We start from the raw sequence: 15,293 nt of genomic DNA on the forward strand, positions 1-15,293 counted from the left end.
GGTTAAGTTCAAGTTTGTTTTCGATACCGACAGGTGTCGGCGGAAGAAAACGTTTTTGCTCCGATCGCCTAAGCGATCATCGCTATATTTCGTTGACGTTTTGCTGTTCAGTTTTCAAGGTTCATTGTTGTCACTTGTTTTGGCGACTTTTGTATCTTACCACCTCTCATTCATGAATGTCAACATGATTTCATAAATTTAATTGAAGAATTATTTTTTGCTTTAAGAGAGGTAGGATATCTAGTGAAATGGAGATATGTTTTCACCCTGTGTATTGTGTTCAGTGTCATATTTTTTATTCAACCAAAGGAACAATTTTTTTCTGTGTTCCGAGTAACGGATGAACCTGATGTTATCGCCTCGGGTAATAATGGAATGACGTTAACTGTTGATCTATCCTTCGGTCGAGAAGATGTTGAAGAATGGATTACGAACTTAGAATCGCCTTATCCCCTTTTGTTTTTAGATGCAGATTGGATTGAACGTTCTCCAAAAACCGTAAATCTTATCATCGAAAAGAAAATACCTGTTGGGTTGCTTGGCAGCAAAGGAGAGATGTATTTAGATACTCCGGATTTATTGACAAAAGAAATAAAAAAATATGAACAGGCTTTTGAAAGCAAGCCATTATGGTTTCGAACAGCAGACTATGACTTTCCATCTGAACTGAAAGAAAATGTGTGGGATCATGAGATGAACTTATTGAGCGCTTCAGTTTTTTGGACAACTGGAGATTTCCCGAAAATCGAACAGGGTGATATCGTCAGCGCAGCACTTCACAAAGAACAACGAGTAAATTTCAAAAAATTACAAGCGTTTCAACATGCTTATCCATTCCAAACGATAGAAGAAACTCTGTTTGCCTTTAAAACGAATACAAAAACGTATCCATGAAAACCGGTAGTTACTCTTTTCGAGGAATCTGCTACATAAATTACAACCAAGATGGGTAAAATTCTAACTGAGATTCCCCCTTTTTCTAACTAAGACCTCAATTATTCTAACCAAGATCGCCATAATTCTAACTGAGCGACGATTCACCCACAAAGCAACACCCGCCAAGCACTAGCGTGCGGGGCAATTCAGATTTTTAAAATACGAATTTGTGCTGCTAGCTTCGCTTACGCAGCCTTTGCTGTTGGCGTATACTTCTTCAACAATTACAACTGAGATGGCGATTTTTCTAACTGAGATCGTCAAAATTCTAACTGAGACTACGATTATTCTAACCAAGATCGCCATAATTCTAACTGAGCAGCGATTCACCCATCAATTGAAAACAGAGCTTGCACCGAAAAAAGGTGCAAGCTCTGTTTTTCAAATTAATATTTACGCTTTTGCTGCATCTGCACGCGCTTTGCGACGTTTCTCTAAATTAATGCGATCGACTTCTGATTTGGCATTATATTTTGGTAACTTTAATAATTGGTATGCATTGACCGCTAATATTGGGAATAATAATAACGCAACCCAGCTATCAATGTTATTTTCTCTTACCATCAACACTGGTAACCACTCGAGTGTTGTTACGACGATCATGAAGAACAATGCTGAAATGAACGCTTGTTTGTTTGTCCATTTTGCTTTGAAGTAAGCAACGATTAAAGCTGTTGCCAGTAAAAAGACTAGAAGTCCTAAGTATAGGAATAACTGATTGTTCGTTTCTGCGCTAGGCATGAAACGGAAAACAACTAAGTCAAAAATAACGATGGCAATGATTAATAATTGTACCCAGTTCCAAAGGCGAAGCGATTTAAAAATATTTACGCCAAACTGATGAACTGTTAAATATGCAAAAAAGCCCATTTGACTAACCACACTCATTGTAAATCCAACAATCACCATCCACAGAAATGCAGCTAAAAATTCGCCGTATTCTCCACTAGACAAATAAGGTGCAAAAGCATCTTCCCAACGAATAATTAATCCAAGTACACCAGTGACTATTCCACCTATCATGAGTGCCTTGAAGAAAAATATAAACCAATTTCGAATCGTCACAGCATTAAATCCTCCGTTTTTCACGAGTTTCTTCTTTAATTGTATCAACGTATTCGTAAAAAATCTATTTTACGTAAGGTTATCTACATAATCTACTCCATTTTGTGAACAATAAATGAAAAGCTCCGTACGAGAAGAGAGGGATAATATGCGAAAATGGTCAGTTCTTTTGATTTTATTGGTATTAGCAGGGTGTAATGGCGCTCCACAACAGGCACCTTCTTATGAGGAAACAAAGAAAATGATGACGGATGCGTTGCAAACGGAAGACGGGAAAAAGGTCATGAGACAAATGCTAACTGATCCCGAGTTTCGTGAGTTATTAGTGCTTGAACACGACGACGTACAAAAATCGATTGAAGGAACTCTTCTTTCAGAGGATGCGAAGAAATTTTGGAAAGATACCTTCAAAGACCCAAAATTTTCGGAGACGTTCGCCAAAAGCATGAAGGAGCAGCAGCAAGATATTATGACTGAATTAATGAAGGACCCTGCTTTCCAAAAAGAATTGGAAACTTTTTTTGGACAAGCAGATATGCAAAAGCAGTTAGAAACCATTTTACAAGCTCAAACGATGCGTAAGGAAATCCAAGAAATTGTTCAAGAAACCATTGATAGCCCGCTCCTAAAAGCGAAATGGCAAGAAATGGTGAAGTCCGCTGGGATGACCGCTGAAGAAGAAGGTGGTAAATCTGGAGGTGGAGGCGGAGGCGCAGAAGGTGGCGAAAAGAAAAAGGAAGAAGGTCAATAATCATTCAAAACCCCACTCGCATAGAAGCAAGTGGGGATTCTTGATGACTATTTTGTTGTTTTGTTGATGACTTTTGTTGCGATGTCTAAGTAAATCTTCCCGGTTGGATGTTCTTCTGCATATACTGAAGGAGCAAAATCTGCTTCATTCCAATCCGGTTGACCTAAAGGAATTTGACCAAGTAATTCCGTGCGAAGTTCTTCAGCTAGCTTTGGACCTCCGCCTTTGCCAAATACGTATTCCTTTTCATTTGAGTTTTTCGATTCAAACCACGCCATATTTTCAATAACACCCAATACTTCATGATCTGTTTGCAACGCCATTGCACCTGCTCGAGCAGCAACAAATGCAGCAGTAGGATGTGGAGTTGTTACGACGATTTCTTTAGATGACGGAATCATTTGGTGAATATCTAATGCAACGTCCCCAGTACCTGGAGGTAAATCTAACAACAAGTAATCCAGGTCTCCCCATTCAACATCTTTGAAGAATTGGTCTAGTACTTTACCGAGCATTGGTCCACGCCATACGACAGGAGCATTATCTTCTACAAAGAATCCCATTGAGATCACTTTGACACCAAAGCGTTCTACTGGAATAATGCTTCCCCCACGAATAACTGGGCTTTGTTGAACACCCATCATGTCTGGGACACTAAATCCATAAATATCCGCATCGATTAAGCCTACTTTTTTCCCTAGACGTGCTAGGGCGATTGCTAGGTTGACGGATACTGTTGATTTCCCAACGCCACCTTTACCTGATGCAATCGAAATGAATTCGACTTTATTTAACGGAGATAACAAATCTTGTGCTGCCGATTCTGTTGCCGTACCACGGAATTTAGCTAACACTTCTTGAGGCAACTCTTCAAAGCGAATACCAACTGTTCCAAATCCAGCTTCTTTAAGTGCATCTACCACTTTCATTTGCAGCTGCATTTGTTCTGCGGTATTAACTTTAGCGATCGCAATTTTTACACTTACATGATTCTTCTCTTCTTTTATGGACACTTCTTTAAGACCATCTGTTTCGAGTAATGTTTTATGTAAAAAAGGGTCTTGTAGTTGCCCAATCAGTTCTCTTACTTGTTGTTCATTCATCAATTTTGAGACACTCCTTCTATGTACATTTCGTCCTATAGTATATCATATCTAGATTTAGTAAGTTGCGTCGTAGGATTCTCTTTCAGGACAATACATATTATGAGCATCTTGTGCTTACGTAGAAATTATTGAACTTCCCCATTTACGTACGTTTCGATACCATCCGCAATCGCTTTCGCCATTTGGCTTTGATAGTCCTTCTCGGTAAGTAATTTTAATTCTTCCGGATTACTTAAAAACCCGGTTTCTACTAAAACTGCTGGAACCGTTGCTTTTTTCAATAAATACACTTGTTTAATGGCTAATGCTTCTCGCTCTGTATTTCCAACTTGCTCACGAATCGAACCTTGAATGGCTTTAGCCACGGCTGCTCCTTCAACATGACCATCCTTGTGATAGAAAACCTGTGCGCCTCTCCATCTCGCTTCTGGAACAGCGTTCACATGCACACTGATAAATAGATCAGCATCTGTGTTTGTGATCATTTCTTCACGCAGTTTTAAATCTGCCATCTTTCTTGCACGAATGGTAGGGAATGTTGCTTTTGGATTATGTTCTTCTAATGCATCCCCACTTTGAGAACGTGTCATGACCACGACAGCACCTTGTCTTTTCAACTCTTTTTCAAGCGCTTTTCCTAAGGCCAAGGTAATATCCTTTTCAATCACTTCTCCAACAGATGCTCCTCCATCAATTCCTCCATGACCAGGGTCCACTACAACTTTTATTCCTGCTAATGGGGCTGGTAAAAAGAATGCACGATCAGATGCTTGCGTTTCATACACCACTACGGTTACCGACAAAACCATCAACAATAAAATTGCAATCCATCGTTTCAACGCTGCGACACCACCTTTTACACTCACTATACGTATGTCCATTCCGAACTATGAGCAAAAGTGTCAAGCCTTCCTATATTATTTTACCGGTATTCCATCTTCCCTTAAGTCCAGGTAAAGTGAACCATCTGATTCCACTTCTGCATAGAATACTTGTTCCACCGAATTCACTCCATGTTTAACTAGTTGTTTATGTAGCCATTCCTCAGTCAATCCTACCCCATGTAAGTTTTTCAATACAACCTTGCCATCTGCAATAATCGTACAAGGCATAAATTTCGGGGTACCCGTTGGTGCTTTTACATCCTGCTTTGTGGCAGATTGCTGCGATACTTTTTTAAATACGCTTAGCTCCCCGTTGGTTTCGAGTACTGCGAAATGAACATCCTTAACTGAAAAGATTCCTTGTATTCTTAGCAACATATTTAAATCGCCTATTGGAAGCCGTGATGACTTTAATGCTTTTTCCAAAATTTTTCCTTCTTTAATGACAATTAACGGCTTATCATCTAAAAGCGACTTTGCTCTATTGGATTTTATTGAAATAAAACTGACTAAGATTGTTAACAAAGACCACCATATTAAGGATGTAATTGCGTTTAGGTAATGTGTGTCATCATGTGCTACTACTTCGCCTGCAATGGATCCAATCGTAATGCCTGTAATGTAGTTAAAAAACGTCAGTTGGCTCAATTGCTCTTTCCCCAAAATTCGAGCCAGTCCAAGAAGGACAGAAAAAGTTACGGTCGTTCGAATTAACATTTCAAAAAAACTATAGTCTTCCATATTCATTTGATTAATCCCCCTCACAAACAGACTCAACCTCTATCTTTTCCTGAAACAATCTTACTTATTCATAGAGATCATTTGGGGAATGAACAGAATACAAACCATTTTGAAAGAAATAACATACTCTAAACGTAGGGGGGTTCTACTTTGAGAGATGATCAATTTCATAATAAAATCAATTCTTCCTATACCCTTCATGATTTATTAAAAGGGAAAGACCTTGAAATCATAACAGCTTCCTTGCTTCTTCTTGGAAAATTAAAAGTGGATTACGTTTCGCTGTTTCGAAATACACCTGATGTATCTGTCACGTTAATTGGTAAATACAAAAAAACGAAGGAAGATAAGGCGAATAGTCTAACCGAGTTTTTAAACGAAAATGGAGATATTACGATGGACGAGGTTTTTGAAGCGTTAAGTAAGCGAATGAATAATAAAGGGACGTGAAAACATGCATAAAAGTAACTCTTTAAATAGATGCGAGTTTGACGGAGTTGGATTTATAAATGGGGTTTTGCTCTTAATTTTAATTTCGCTGTTGATTTTTGGTTCCACCGATCTATCAGACGTATCAGTTCCAAGTGTGAATATTCCTTAACAATTGAATTGCCCATTATTTCCTGGGCAATCTTCTCTTCTTGAAAAACAATTTGCACCAAATTAAGCATTTTCCAATACTGGTTTACGAAACTTATTAATACGATTAAAAAGCCCTACTTCTTTTGAAGCGGAGCTTTTGTTATTTCACTTTAGTTTCCGTTCAATCGTTTACAGTAAATATTGACGTGGTGTGCCATAGAAAAATACTTGTTGATATTGCGGGTAAGTGGATTCGAAGTATATAAAGATGGGTGCATCAAGTAGTTTGGGGTAATTTTTATAAAACTGAAGGTCACCGTTAACAATGCCTTTTAGAGCAGTAACCATCTCTTTTTTAAAAATGTTAAATCGAATGCCTGCAATCGTTTCACCAAACTCTCCACCGTCTACATAGGCTTTTCCCATCAAGGTAAATTGACTCTGTTCATCTTTTTTCCATTCACCAAGCACTTCATCTCTCATTTTTTGATTGATGGCTTTGTCGTTATAAACATTGCCAATATCTAAAAATAACTCACCAGTGAGATCAGAATGCGTAAGCGTGTATTTCCTTCCTTCAACAGGTTGGACGAATGTGGCTGGTGGGATAAGATTCACGGATAATTTTTGAGGGTCAAAAACTGACATATATTCTCTCCTAACGTCTTCCTTGATAATTAAAATAGGCACTTTTCACACATGACTGACCACATTTCTAGTAAATGATTGTTTATTACCATATGTAGGAGATATCAAGATTGTTCAGAAGAAAAAATTTAAAACACAAAAAAACCCCCAACCAAAATGGTTGAGGGTTTTTGAAAATCCGAAGATTAACGTTTTGAGAACTGAGGTGCACGACGAGCGCCTTTAAGACCGTATTTTTTACGTTCTTTCATGCGTGAGTCACGAGTTAACAATCCTGCAGATTTCAATGCTGGACGGAAATCAGGATCTACATGAAGTAGTGCACGAGCAATACCATGACGGATTGCGCCTGCTTGACCTGTGTATCCACCACCATTAACATTTACATGAATGTCATAGCTACCTAGAGTTTCAGTTGCTACTAATGGTTGTTTAATGATTTCGCGTAATGTAGCAAATGGTACGTAGTCTTCTACGTCACGTTTGTTGATTACGATATTACCTTCGCCCGGTACTAAACGTACGCGTGCAGTTGAACTTTTACGACGACCTGTGCCGATATATTGAACTTGTGCCAAGGGTATGTCCTCCTCTTTAATTATCCGCGAAGCTCATAAGCTTCTGGTTTTTGTGCTGCATGTGGATGTTCTGCTCCAGCGTATACGTGAAGCTTCGTGAATGTTTGACGACCTAAAGAGTTTTTAGGAAGCATTCCTTTGATTGCTAATTCAAGCATTTTTGTTGGGTAGTTAGTACGCATTTGTAAAGCAGTACGTTTTTTCAAACCACCAGCAAATTGTGTATGACGGTAGTAAATTTTGTCTGTTAATTTCTTACCAGTCAATTCGATTTTCTCAGCGTTGATAATGATCACGTGATCACCTGTGTCAACGTTTGGTGTGAATGTTGGTTTGTTTTTACCACGTAAGATAGCAGCTACTTCAGAAGCTAAACGACCAAGAGTTTGGCCTTCTGCGTCTACTACTAACCACTTACGCTCTACTTCGTGACCTTTAGCCATGAATGTTGTACGCATGTATTTTGTCCTCCTAATTCAATCTAATCTGATTTAAATTTTCTTATATCATCATCAACAACAAGTTTCGGGGCTTATTGTGGGGTTAATGAAATACCATGTGTCATCATATAACGCCAGGCATAAAAAGTCAAGGATTTTTTTCAAAACACCTGGACGTGTTGCTTCATTTCCCATAACTCACAGTTTCTAAGTATAGACCGTGTGCAGGTGCCGTTTTTCCTGCTTGTTTTCGATCCATTGCGTTGAGCATTCGCTCGATTTCAGCTGGCTCTCTTCGTCCAATACCAATCTCCCACAAATTCCCCGCAATGATACGAACCATATTGTACAAAAAGCCATCACCTTCTATGACTAAATGCAATTCCTGCAATTCTGTTTCAATCAAATCTAATCGTGTAATTGTTCTTACCCGATCTACAACTTCAGTGCGGGCTGAACAAAAACTAGTAAAATCATGTGTTCCTAAAAATAATTTAGCGGCTTTACGCATTTTTTCTACGTCAGGTTTTATTCCAGGCATATGAACGACAAAATTCCGAGTAAAAGGATTTTGAATATCGGCTAGGCTCCATTTATAACGATATACCTTACCAGTTGTCCCATATCGTGCATGAAAATCTGGCGAAACTTCTGACACATTTAGAACGCGAATGTCATCCGGTAATTGCGTGTTTAAAGCTCGTTCCCAGCGTTCTACCGGAAAGGTTAACTCAGTATCAAAGTGAATCACTTGGCCCAATGCATGGACGCCTGCGTCGGTTCTCCCGCTCGCGACAACCTTTGTGATGTTCCCTTTATGCATTTTCGTTAAAACGCGTTCAATTTCTAATTGTACGGTGCGCTTTTCAGGTTGCACTTGATAGCCGGCAAAACCAGAACCATCATACATTATTACCGCTTTCAATCGTCTCAAGTTCTGTTCCCTCCTACGAGCGCAATACCCAAAGAATGCCTGCCTTAACAATGAGTAATAGCATAATAATTGTATCCCGCCAGTCCCATTTCAATTGGCGATAACGTGTCCGTCCTTCTCCTCCACGGTATCCTCTTACTTCCATTGCAACGGCTAAATCCTCCGCACGTTTAAAAGCACTTACAAATAAGGGAATAAGTAAAGGCACGACCGCTTTTATCCTTTCCTTGATGGAACCAGAGGTGATATCGGACCCTCTCGCCATTTGCGCCTTCATAATCTTATCTGTCTCATCCATTAATGTTGGAATAAAGCGTAACGAAATCGACATCATTAATGCGAGTTCATGTACCGGCAATTTAAAACGTTTGAAAGGGTTCAATAAAACTTCCATGCCGTCTGTAATCGAAATGGGTGAAGTCGTTAACGTTAAGATAGATGTCATCAAGACTAATACTAAAAATCGTAATGAAATAAAAATACCTTGTCTTAAACCTTCTTCATACACTTCGATAAATTGCCACTTCCACAATAAATCTCCTTCCTTCGTAAAGAAAATATGCAGAAGAAAGGTAAAAACAAGTAAGAATAAGATCGGTTTTAATCCATTTAATAAAAAATACAAACGTATTTTCGATACGAAAACGGTAAGCAAGGTAAAACCAAGTAACAAACCATAGGTAACAGCATTATTTGCTAAAAACACGATGGCAATAAAAATAAATACAAAGATTAACTTAGAACGCGGATCTAATTTATGAACAAATGAGTCCCCTGGAATATAGCGACCAAAAATCATTTTCTCCATCATAATTGCGCACGCCCCTTCTGTCTTGCAAGGGCAATCTCAATTGCGAGCATTTCTTCAGTTAAACAGACTTTTGACAATGAGTGACCGAGTAACGATTCTATTTTCCTTTGGAATTGAACTGCACGAGGTGCTTCTAAACGATAGCGTGCAAGGCGTTCTTCATTCCCAAAAACGTCTTCTGCAGAAGCGTTTAATACACAAGTTCCTTCATGCATAATTGCTACCTGATCGGAATACCGAGCAGCATCTTCCATTGAGTGCGTTACAAGTATGGTAGTTAAGCCTTTTTCTTTATGTAACTGATGAAACAGTTCCATAATTTCTTGGCGCCCACGAGGGTCTAAACCGGCCGTTGGCTCATCTAATACCAATACGCTAGGTTCCATTGCTAAAACCCCTGCAATGGCCACACGACGCATTTGTCCTCCTGATAAATCAAAGGGTGATTTCTCTAGCACATCTGCCGGTAGTCTTAACTGTTCGACTAAAACTCTTGCACGTCTTTCAGCCTCTGTAGCAGAAACGCCAAAATTTAAAGGACCAAACATAATGTCCTTTAAAACCGTTTCTTCAAAGAGTTGATGTTCAGGGAATTGAAACACAATGCCAATCTTTTGACGAACCGGACGGATATGCTTCACTTTCTTACCTGCTTCAATCGATAAATCACCAAGCTTAATCGTACCTTCAGAAGGTTTTAGCAATGCATTTAAGTGTTGCAGCACCGTTGACTTCCCAGATCCTGTATGACCAATGATGGCTTGATAGCTTCCGGACTGGATGGTTAAGTTCACATCATAAAGAGCGCGTTTTTCAAATGGTGTCCCTTTCGCGTAGGCATACCCTACTTGTTGAAGTTCGATGTCCATAAATCATTCACCAACTCTTCTTCTGACATGTGATTCCCTTTTACCTCTACTCCTTGAGCTCTCAAAAGTTGACTCATTTTCATCGTAAAAGGCAAATCCAAACCTAATTGAACCAATTCATCTCCACGCGCAAATACCTCTGTAGGTGTACCTTCTGTGTATTTACGACCTTCATTCATTACCAAAATTCGATCCGCTAGCAAAGCTTCTTCTAAATCATGTGTAATGGATAGAACAGTTAAGTGGGTTTCCTCACGCAGTCTTCTGACGGTTGACAGCACCTCATGACGGCCTTGCGGGTCCAACATGGATGTTGCCTCATCGAGAATAAGAATTTTCGGTTTTAATGCAAGCGCACCAGCAATCGCAACACGTTGCTTTTGACCTCCCGATAAGTGATGTGGTTCTCGATCTAAAAACTCATCCATTTTCACTTGAGCAAGTGATTCATGAACTCGTTTAATCATATCTTCAAACGGAACTCCGTTATTTTCCAAAGCAAATGCGACGTCATCTTGAACAGTGGCTCCAACAAATTGATTATCGGGGTTTTGAAACACCATGCCCATTTGAGAACGTATCGCCCAAAGGTTTTCTTCATTCAGCGACTCACCTAATATACGGACTTCTCCACTCTCTGGAAATATCAATCCGTTCATGAGTTTCGCTAATGTGGATTTCCCTGATCCATTATGTCCAACGATGGCAATCCACTCCCCATCGTTAACGGTAAACGAAATGTTATCAACTGCTTTTCGTTTCTCGAGTTCTTCTGGTGTATATGTGTACGAAATATTTTGTAAGGATAGAATCTCGTTCATGTGTATAACCTCCTCTAACTCAACTAAGCTCATCTCTTTGTATTCTCTCATGTTGATGATTAAACAAACAAAACAAAACTCTTTTAAATTTGGCAGATTCATGATTACCGAATAGTAAATCAATTATATCAGTCAAATAAAAAAGCGCGCACCTCATTCAGAGAAATGCGCTCTTCTATCTTTGTTTCGTATTCGGTTGCTCAGACCGTCTACGTGAATGAGGTGCGTAGAGCTAGACGAGACGCAATCGATAAAATCGATCCGCTCATTGTAACGCTCAGCTTTTCATTATGTCGTATAAATCTTTTTAAAAAGAAGAGGGGGGCTTCTCAGCAATACCCCTCTTCATAATGTGATGAATTAAACTAATTCAATTACTACAACAGGTGCTCCGTCTCCACGACGAGGTCCCATTTTCATGATACGTGTGTAACCGCCTTGACGTTCAGCGTAGCGTGGTGCTACATCATCAAACAATTTTTGCAAAGCATAAACTGTTGATTCATTGCCTTCTGCGTCAGAAGTAGTTGTTAGTTCACGACGGATATATGATGCAGCTTGACGGCGTGCATGCAAATCTCCACGTTTACCTAAAGTAATCATTTTTTCAACAACTGAACGTAATTCTTTAGCACGAGCTTCTGTTGTTTGAATACGCTCATTGATAATTAAGTCAGTTGTTAAGTCACGTAACATCGCTTTACGTTGAGAACTTGTACGACCAAGTTTTCTGTAACCCATAGATGTTTACCTCCTTTGTTGAATATTGGATCTGTCTATATCAAACAAGTCGCTTAGTCTTCTTTGCGTAATCCTAAGCCAAGATCGTCTAACTTCGCTCTAACTTCTTCAAGTGATTTACGTCCAAGGTTACGTACTTTCATCATGTCGTCTTCTGACTTGTTAGCTAACTCAAGTACCGTATTGATACCAGCGCGCTTCAAGCAGTTGTAAGAACGAACAGAAAGATCAAGCTCTTCGATAGTCATCTCTAAGACTTTTTCTTTTTGGTCTTCTTCTTTTTCGACCATGATTTCAGCAGTTTGTGCCTCGTTCGTCATCCCTACGAAGATATTTAAATGCTCTGTTAAAATTTTCGCCCCTAGCGAAATCGCCTCTTTCGGACCGATGCTGCCATCTGTCCACACATCAAGAGAAAGTTTGTCGTAGTTCGTCATTTGACCAACACGAGTATTTTCTACTTGGAAATTGACGCGTGAAACTGGAGTATAAATAGAGTCGATCGGGATCACGCCGATAGGAAGATCCTCACGTTTGTTTTGATCAGCAGGAGTGTAACCGCGGCCGCGTTGTGCATACATACGCATACGCAAATGACCGTTTTTACCGATTGTTGCAATATAGAGATCAGGATTTAATATTTCTACATCACTGTCATGTGTAATGTCAGCTGCTGTAATCTGTCCATCACCTTTAACATCAATCTCTATGACTTTTTCTTCATCAGAGTAGATTTTAAGAGCAAGTTTTTTCACATTCATTATAACTGTAGCAACATCTTCAACTACGCCCTCAATAGTAGAGAACTCGTGAAGCACGCCATCAATTTGAATAGAAGTTACTGCAGCTCCTGGTAAAGACGACAACAAAATACGACGTAGTGAATTACCTAATGTGTTTCCATATCCACGCTCAAGCGGTTCTACAACAAACTTGCCAAATTTGGCTTCTTCGCTGATCTCAACCGTTTCAATCTTTGGTTTTTCAATTTCGATCATTCATTTACCCTCCTTCAAAACATCGAATGTATAGGTTCGTTCCATCATGAAATCGATAGTACTAGACTTATCGGTGATTGCACAACTCAGTTTGTACAAGAAATGATGTTCTCAATCAATTAAATTGAGACGCACCTATTACACGCGACGACGTTTTGGCGGACGGCAACCATTATGTGGTACAGGTGTAACATCTTTGATTGCTGTAACGTCAAGTCCAGCGGCTTGAAGTGCACGAATTGCAGCTTCACGACCAGCACCAGGACCTTTTACCGTTACTTCTAACGTCTTCAAACCGTGCTCCACAGATGCTTTCGCAGCTGCTTCAGCAGCCATTTGCGCTGCAAATGGAGTTGATTTACGAGAACCTCTGAAACCAAGTGAACCAGCACTTGACCAAGATACCGCATTTCCTTGCATGTCTGTAATCGTTACAATTGTATTATTAAATGTAGAGCGGATGTGAGCAATACCGGATTCGATATTCTTTTTCACACGACGCTTACGTGTTTGTTGTTTACGTGCCATGTTAAGAAGAAACCTCCTTTACCGATTATTTTTTCTTGTTAGCAACAGTTTTACGAGGACCTTTACGCGTACGCGCATTGTTCTTCGTATTTTGACCGCGCACAGGTAAACCGCGACGGTGACGGATACCACGGAATGAACCGATTTCCATCAGACGCTTAATGTTTAATGATACTTCACGGCGAAGGTCACCTTCTACCTTGTAAGCACCGATTGATTCACGGATTTTATTCAACTCGTCTTCTGTAAGATCACGAACGCGTGCATCTTCAGAAACGCCAGCATTAGCTAGTACCTTTTGAGCAGTTGTTTTACCGATTCCAAAAATATATGTTAATGAAATTATAACGCGTTTATCGCGCGGAATGTCAACACCAGCAATACGTGCCATGTGTGTCGTGCACCTCCTTCAAATTAGCCTTGTTTTTGTTTATGTTTCGGATTTTCACAGATTACCATTACTTTACCGCGTCGGCGAATTACTTTACATTTTTCGCAGATCGGTTTCACAGATGGTCTCACTTTCATCTAACCCAACCTCCTTGTTAGTCCGGAGTGCAAAAGATTATTTAAAACGGTATGTGATACGACCGCGAGTTAAATCGTAAGGAGAAAGTTCAATTGTGACTTTATCTCCAGGTAGGATGCGGATAAAATGCATACGAATTTTACCAGATACATGCGCAAGAATCGTGTGACCATTTTCCAATTCTACCTTAAACATCGCGTTAGGCAAAGTCTCTACAACTGTTCCTTCGACTTCAATTACATCGTCTTTCGCCATCAACCCTGTCTCCCTTCTGTATAAAAAATCAGGTTCTCATCATCAAATCAAACGGAATGAGGTACCAATTAGAGTTCGAATGAGCTCTATTCGTTTCAACATATGTTTGTTTTGCATGAGAGATGTTCGAAAGACACTCGTCAGGCTTCGCTTCTGGCAACCTACGGAGTAGACTGACCCGGGTGAACCTGTCTCCCTCATGTAAACACGACCGCTCGGAATGCCTTGGATGAGTTCCACCATATCCGTTACACAGATGCTTCCACGAAACCCATTATACCTTGCCAGAACTAGAAATGCACGAAAGGACAAAGGGATCCTCTTAACCATAACAAATCTTATCCTGCCAACCGTATAGCGGGCACAATAGCTTTTGCAGCTCTCGAAATAAATTTCGTTCACAAGCGTGCCGCTAGGTTCAGCTGCGGTTGCCCTCTAAAAGAGCGTTCAAATCAGCAAATACCTTATGAATGTCTTGCTGACCGTTTATATTTGTTAGTACACCTTTGTCGCCATAATAGTCAAGCAAAGGTTGTGTTTGCTTCATATTTACTTCCAGACGGTTTGTGACCGTTTCCGGATTGTCATCCGCGCGCTGGTAAAGCTCGCCTCCATCTTTGTCGCATTCCCCATCTTTTTGAGGTGGGTTAAAGACTAAATGGTACGCAGTGCCACATACTTTACAGATGCGACGCCCCGTTAGACGCTTAATCAACTCTTCTTGCTCTACTTGAATATTCAATACGTGTTCTACGTCCTTGTTCAAATCAGACAAAAGTACATCAAGTGCTTCTGCTTGAGGAACAGTTCGCGGAAACCCGTCCAATAAAAATCCATTTTCACAATCAGGTTTGCTTAATCTTTCACGGACAATACCGATCGTTACTTCATCAGGTACTAATGCACCTTCATCCATAAACGCTTTGGCTTTAAGGCCTAGTTCCGTACCACCTTTTATAGCTGCGCGGAACATATCGCCTGTAGAAATATGAGGGATTTCGTACTTCTCAACAATTTTATCTGCTTGAGTGCCTTTACCTGCACCCGGCAGACCCATTAAAACGATATTCATACGT

Annotated in this window: 21 protein-coding genes and 1 pseudogene; 3 read left to right on the plus strand and 19 right to left on the minus strand. The window is 39.9% G+C overall.

Annotated elements, in window-relative coordinates; all coding sequences use genetic code 11:
- The first annotated feature begins 243 nt into the window (after positions 1-243).
- Positions 244-894, plus strand: a complete 651-nt coding sequence (locus ACHUE4_RS14165) for a polysaccharide deacetylase family protein (RefSeq protein ID WP_394191164.1) — start codon at positions 244-246, stop codon at positions 892-894.
- A gap of 435 nt (positions 895-1,329) precedes the next feature.
- Here the strand turns inward: ACHUE4_RS14165 and ACHUE4_RS14170 are convergent, their stop codons facing one another.
- Positions 1,330-2,001 carry a KinB-signaling pathway activation protein gene (locus ACHUE4_RS14170; protein ID WP_394191166.1) on the minus strand — a complete coding sequence of 224 codons (672 nt, stop codon included), beginning with the start codon at positions 1,999-2,001 and terminating at the stop codon, positions 1,330-1,332.
- A 148-nt stretch (positions 2,002-2,149) separates the two neighbouring features.
- Here ACHUE4_RS14170 and gerD point away from each other — a divergent pair, with 148 nt between their 5' ends.
- Positions 2,150-2,752 (plus strand): spore germination lipoprotein GerD, encoded by a 603-nt coding sequence (gene gerD / locus ACHUE4_RS14175; protein ID WP_394191168.1) that lies wholly within the window; start codon positions 2,150-2,152, stop codon positions 2,750-2,752.
- A 47-nt stretch (positions 2,753-2,799) separates the two neighbouring features.
- On the opposite strand, the gene ACHUE4_RS14180 is transcribed toward gerD, so the two are convergent.
- The 3 genes from ACHUE4_RS14180 to ACHUE4_RS14190 all read right to left on the minus strand — a co-directional run bounded on the left by ACHUE4_RS14180 (position 2,800) and on the right by ACHUE4_RS14190 (position 5,489).
- On the minus strand, positions 2,800-3,858 hold the full coding sequence (locus ACHUE4_RS14180; RefSeq protein WP_394191170.1) for an Mrp/NBP35 family ATP-binding protein: 1,059 nt from the start codon (positions 3,856-3,858) through the stop codon (positions 2,800-2,802).
- 125 nt (positions 3,859-3,983) lie between these two features.
- The gene (locus ACHUE4_RS14185) at positions 3,984-4,697 is read right to left on the minus strand and encodes an N-acetylmuramoyl-L-alanine amidase (protein WP_394191172.1); all 714 of its coding nucleotides are present in this window, start codon (positions 4,695-4,697) and stop codon (positions 3,984-3,986) included.
- Between the two features lie 78 nt (positions 4,698-4,775).
- Positions 4,776-5,489 (minus strand): YetF domain-containing protein, encoded by a 714-nt coding sequence (locus tag ACHUE4_RS14190; protein ID WP_394191174.1) that lies wholly within the window; start codon positions 5,487-5,489, stop codon positions 4,776-4,778.
- Between the two features lie 144 nt (positions 5,490-5,633).
- Between ACHUE4_RS14190 and ACHUE4_RS14195 the strand changes: the two genes are divergently transcribed.
- On the plus strand, positions 5,634-5,933 hold the full coding sequence (locus ACHUE4_RS14195) for a hypothetical protein (RefSeq protein WP_394191176.1): 300 nt from the start codon (positions 5,634-5,636) through the stop codon (positions 5,931-5,933).
- A gap of 321 nt (positions 5,934-6,254) precedes the next feature.
- On the opposite strand, the gene ACHUE4_RS14200 is transcribed toward ACHUE4_RS14195, so the two are convergent.
- The 15 genes and pseudogenes from ACHUE4_RS14200 to ACHUE4_RS14270 form a co-directional block, all read right to left on the minus strand.
- Complete coding sequence (locus ACHUE4_RS14200) at positions 6,255-6,713, minus strand: staygreen family protein (protein ID WP_394191178.1); 459 nt, start codon at positions 6,711-6,713, stop codon at positions 6,255-6,257.
- Between the two features lie 185 nt (positions 6,714-6,898).
- On the minus strand, positions 6,899-7,291 hold the full coding sequence (rpsI, locus tag ACHUE4_RS14205; protein WP_394191180.1) for a 30S ribosomal protein S9: 393 nt from the start codon (positions 7,289-7,291) through the stop codon (positions 6,899-6,901).
- 20 nt (positions 7,292-7,311) lie between these two features.
- Positions 7,312-7,749, minus strand: coding sequence for a 50S ribosomal protein L13 (gene rplM, locus ACHUE4_RS14210; RefSeq protein ID WP_269926761.1), 438 nt, complete (start codon positions 7,747-7,749; stop codon positions 7,312-7,314).
- Between the two features lie 166 nt (positions 7,750-7,915).
- A complete protein-coding gene (gene truA, locus ACHUE4_RS14215) occupies positions 7,916-8,665 on the minus strand; it encodes a tRNA pseudouridine(38-40) synthase TruA (RefSeq protein WP_394191182.1) in 750 nt (249 codons plus the stop codon).
- A 13-nt stretch (positions 8,666-8,678) separates the two neighbouring features.
- Complete coding sequence (locus tag ACHUE4_RS14220; protein ID WP_394191184.1) at positions 8,679-9,476, minus strand: energy-coupling factor transporter transmembrane component T family protein; 798 nt, start codon at positions 9,474-9,476, stop codon at positions 8,679-8,681.
- On the minus strand, positions 9,473-10,345 hold the full coding sequence (locus ACHUE4_RS14225) for an energy-coupling factor ABC transporter ATP-binding protein (RefSeq protein ID WP_394191185.1): 873 nt from the start codon (positions 10,343-10,345) through the stop codon (positions 9,473-9,475). Before ACHUE4_RS14225 ends, ACHUE4_RS14220 begins: the two co-directional genes overlap by 4 nt.
- Complete coding sequence (locus tag ACHUE4_RS14230; RefSeq protein WP_394191187.1) at positions 10,321-11,166, minus strand: energy-coupling factor ABC transporter ATP-binding protein; 846 nt, start codon at positions 11,164-11,166, stop codon at positions 10,321-10,323. Before ACHUE4_RS14230 ends, ACHUE4_RS14225 begins: the two co-directional genes overlap by 25 nt.
- Before the next feature lie 360 nt (positions 11,167-11,526).
- Positions 11,527-11,907 (minus strand): 50S ribosomal protein L17, encoded by a 381-nt coding sequence (gene rplQ, locus ACHUE4_RS14235; protein ID WP_394191189.1) that lies wholly within the window; start codon positions 11,905-11,907, stop codon positions 11,527-11,529.
- 53 nt (positions 11,908-11,960) lie between these two features.
- Positions 11,961-12,905 carry a DNA-directed RNA polymerase subunit alpha gene (locus ACHUE4_RS14240; protein WP_394191191.1) on the minus strand — a complete coding sequence of 315 codons (945 nt, stop codon included), beginning with the start codon at positions 12,903-12,905 and terminating at the stop codon, positions 11,961-11,963.
- A 138-nt stretch (positions 12,906-13,043) separates the two neighbouring features.
- Positions 13,044-13,433 carry a 30S ribosomal protein S11 gene (rpsK, locus tag ACHUE4_RS14245; RefSeq protein WP_394191193.1) on the minus strand — a complete coding sequence of 130 codons (390 nt, stop codon included), beginning with the start codon at positions 13,431-13,433 and terminating at the stop codon, positions 13,044-13,046.
- A 25-nt stretch (positions 13,434-13,458) separates the two neighbouring features.
- Positions 13,459-13,824, minus strand: a complete 366-nt coding sequence (gene rpsM / locus ACHUE4_RS14250; RefSeq protein WP_394191195.1) for a 30S ribosomal protein S13 — start codon at positions 13,822-13,824, stop codon at positions 13,459-13,461.
- A 23-nt stretch (positions 13,825-13,847) separates the two neighbouring features.
- Positions 13,848-13,961: a 50S ribosomal protein L36 gene (gene rpmJ, locus ACHUE4_RS14255; RefSeq protein ID WP_000868344.1), complete on the minus strand. Its 114-nt coding sequence runs from the start codon at positions 13,959-13,961 to the stop codon at positions 13,848-13,850.
- Between the two features lie 37 nt (positions 13,962-13,998).
- Entirely contained in the window at positions 13,999-14,217 is a 219-nt protein-coding gene (gene infA, locus ACHUE4_RS14260) for a translation initiation factor IF-1 (RefSeq protein ID WP_016429904.1), read from the minus strand.
- A gap of 85 nt (positions 14,218-14,302) precedes the next feature.
- Positions 14,303-14,496, minus strand: a pseudogene (locus tag ACHUE4_RS14265) (type I methionyl aminopeptidase); the annotation flags it as partial.
- A gap of 139 nt (positions 14,497-14,635) precedes the next feature.
- Positions 14,636-15,289 carry an adenylate kinase gene (locus tag ACHUE4_RS14270; RefSeq protein WP_394191198.1) on the minus strand — a complete coding sequence of 218 codons (654 nt, stop codon included), beginning with the start codon at positions 15,287-15,289 and terminating at the stop codon, positions 14,636-14,638.
- Positions 15,290-15,293: the final 4 nt, after the last annotated feature.

This window comes from Paenisporosarcina quisquiliarum, from assembly GCF_043641925.1.
GTDB lineage: Bacteria > Bacillota > Bacilli > Bacillales_A > Planococcaceae > Paenisporosarcina > Paenisporosarcina quisquiliarum_A.

Coding starts and splice junctions, on each gene's coding strand:
- gerD (WP_394191168.1), top strand. CDS start 2,150: ATGCGAAAATGGTCAGTTCTTTTGATTTTATTGGTATTAGCAGGGTGT.
- ACHUE4_RS14190 (WP_394191174.1), bottom strand. CDS start 5,489: ATGAATATGGAAGACTATAGTTTTTTTGAAATGTTAATTCGAACGACC.
- ACHUE4_RS14200 (WP_394191178.1), bottom strand. CDS start 6,713: ATGTCAGTTTTTGACCCTCAAAAATTATCCGTGAATCTTATCCCACCA.
- rplM (WP_269926761.1), bottom strand. CDS start 7,749: ATGCGTACAACATTCATGGCTAAAGGTCACGAAGTAGAGCGTAAGTGG.
- ACHUE4_RS14220 (WP_394191184.1), bottom strand. CDS start 9,476: ATGATGGAGAAAATGATTTTTGGTCGCTATATTCCAGGGGACTCATTT.
- ACHUE4_RS14225 (WP_394191185.1), bottom strand. CDS start 10,345: ATGGACATCGAACTTCAACAAGTAGGGTATGCCTACGCGAAAGGGACA.
- ACHUE4_RS14230 (WP_394191187.1), bottom strand. CDS start 11,166: ATGAACGAGATTCTATCCTTACAAAATATTTCGTACACATATACACCA.
- rplQ (WP_394191189.1), bottom strand. CDS start 11,907: ATGGGTTACAGAAAACTTGGTCGTACAAGTTCTCAACGTAAAGCGATG.
- ACHUE4_RS14240 (WP_394191191.1), bottom strand. CDS start 12,905: ATGATCGAAATTGAAAAACCAAAGATTGAAACGGTTGAGATCAGCGAA.
- rpsK (WP_394191193.1), bottom strand. CDS start 13,433: ATGGCACGTAAACAACAAACACGTAAGCGTCGTGTGAAAAAGAATATC.
- rpsM (WP_394191195.1), bottom strand. CDS start 13,824: ATGGCACGTATTGCTGGTGTTGACATTCCGCGCGATAAACGCGTTATA.
- rpmJ (WP_000868344.1), bottom strand. CDS start 13,961: ATGAAAGTGAGACCATCTGTGAAACCGATCTGCGAAAAATGTAAAGTA.
- infA (WP_016429904.1), bottom strand. CDS start 14,217: ATGGCGAAAGACGATGTAATTGAAGTCGAAGGAACAGTTGTAGAGACT.
- ACHUE4_RS14270 (WP_394191198.1), bottom strand. CDS start 15,289: ATGAATATCGTTTTAATGGGTCTGCCGGGTGCAGGTAAAGGCACTCAA.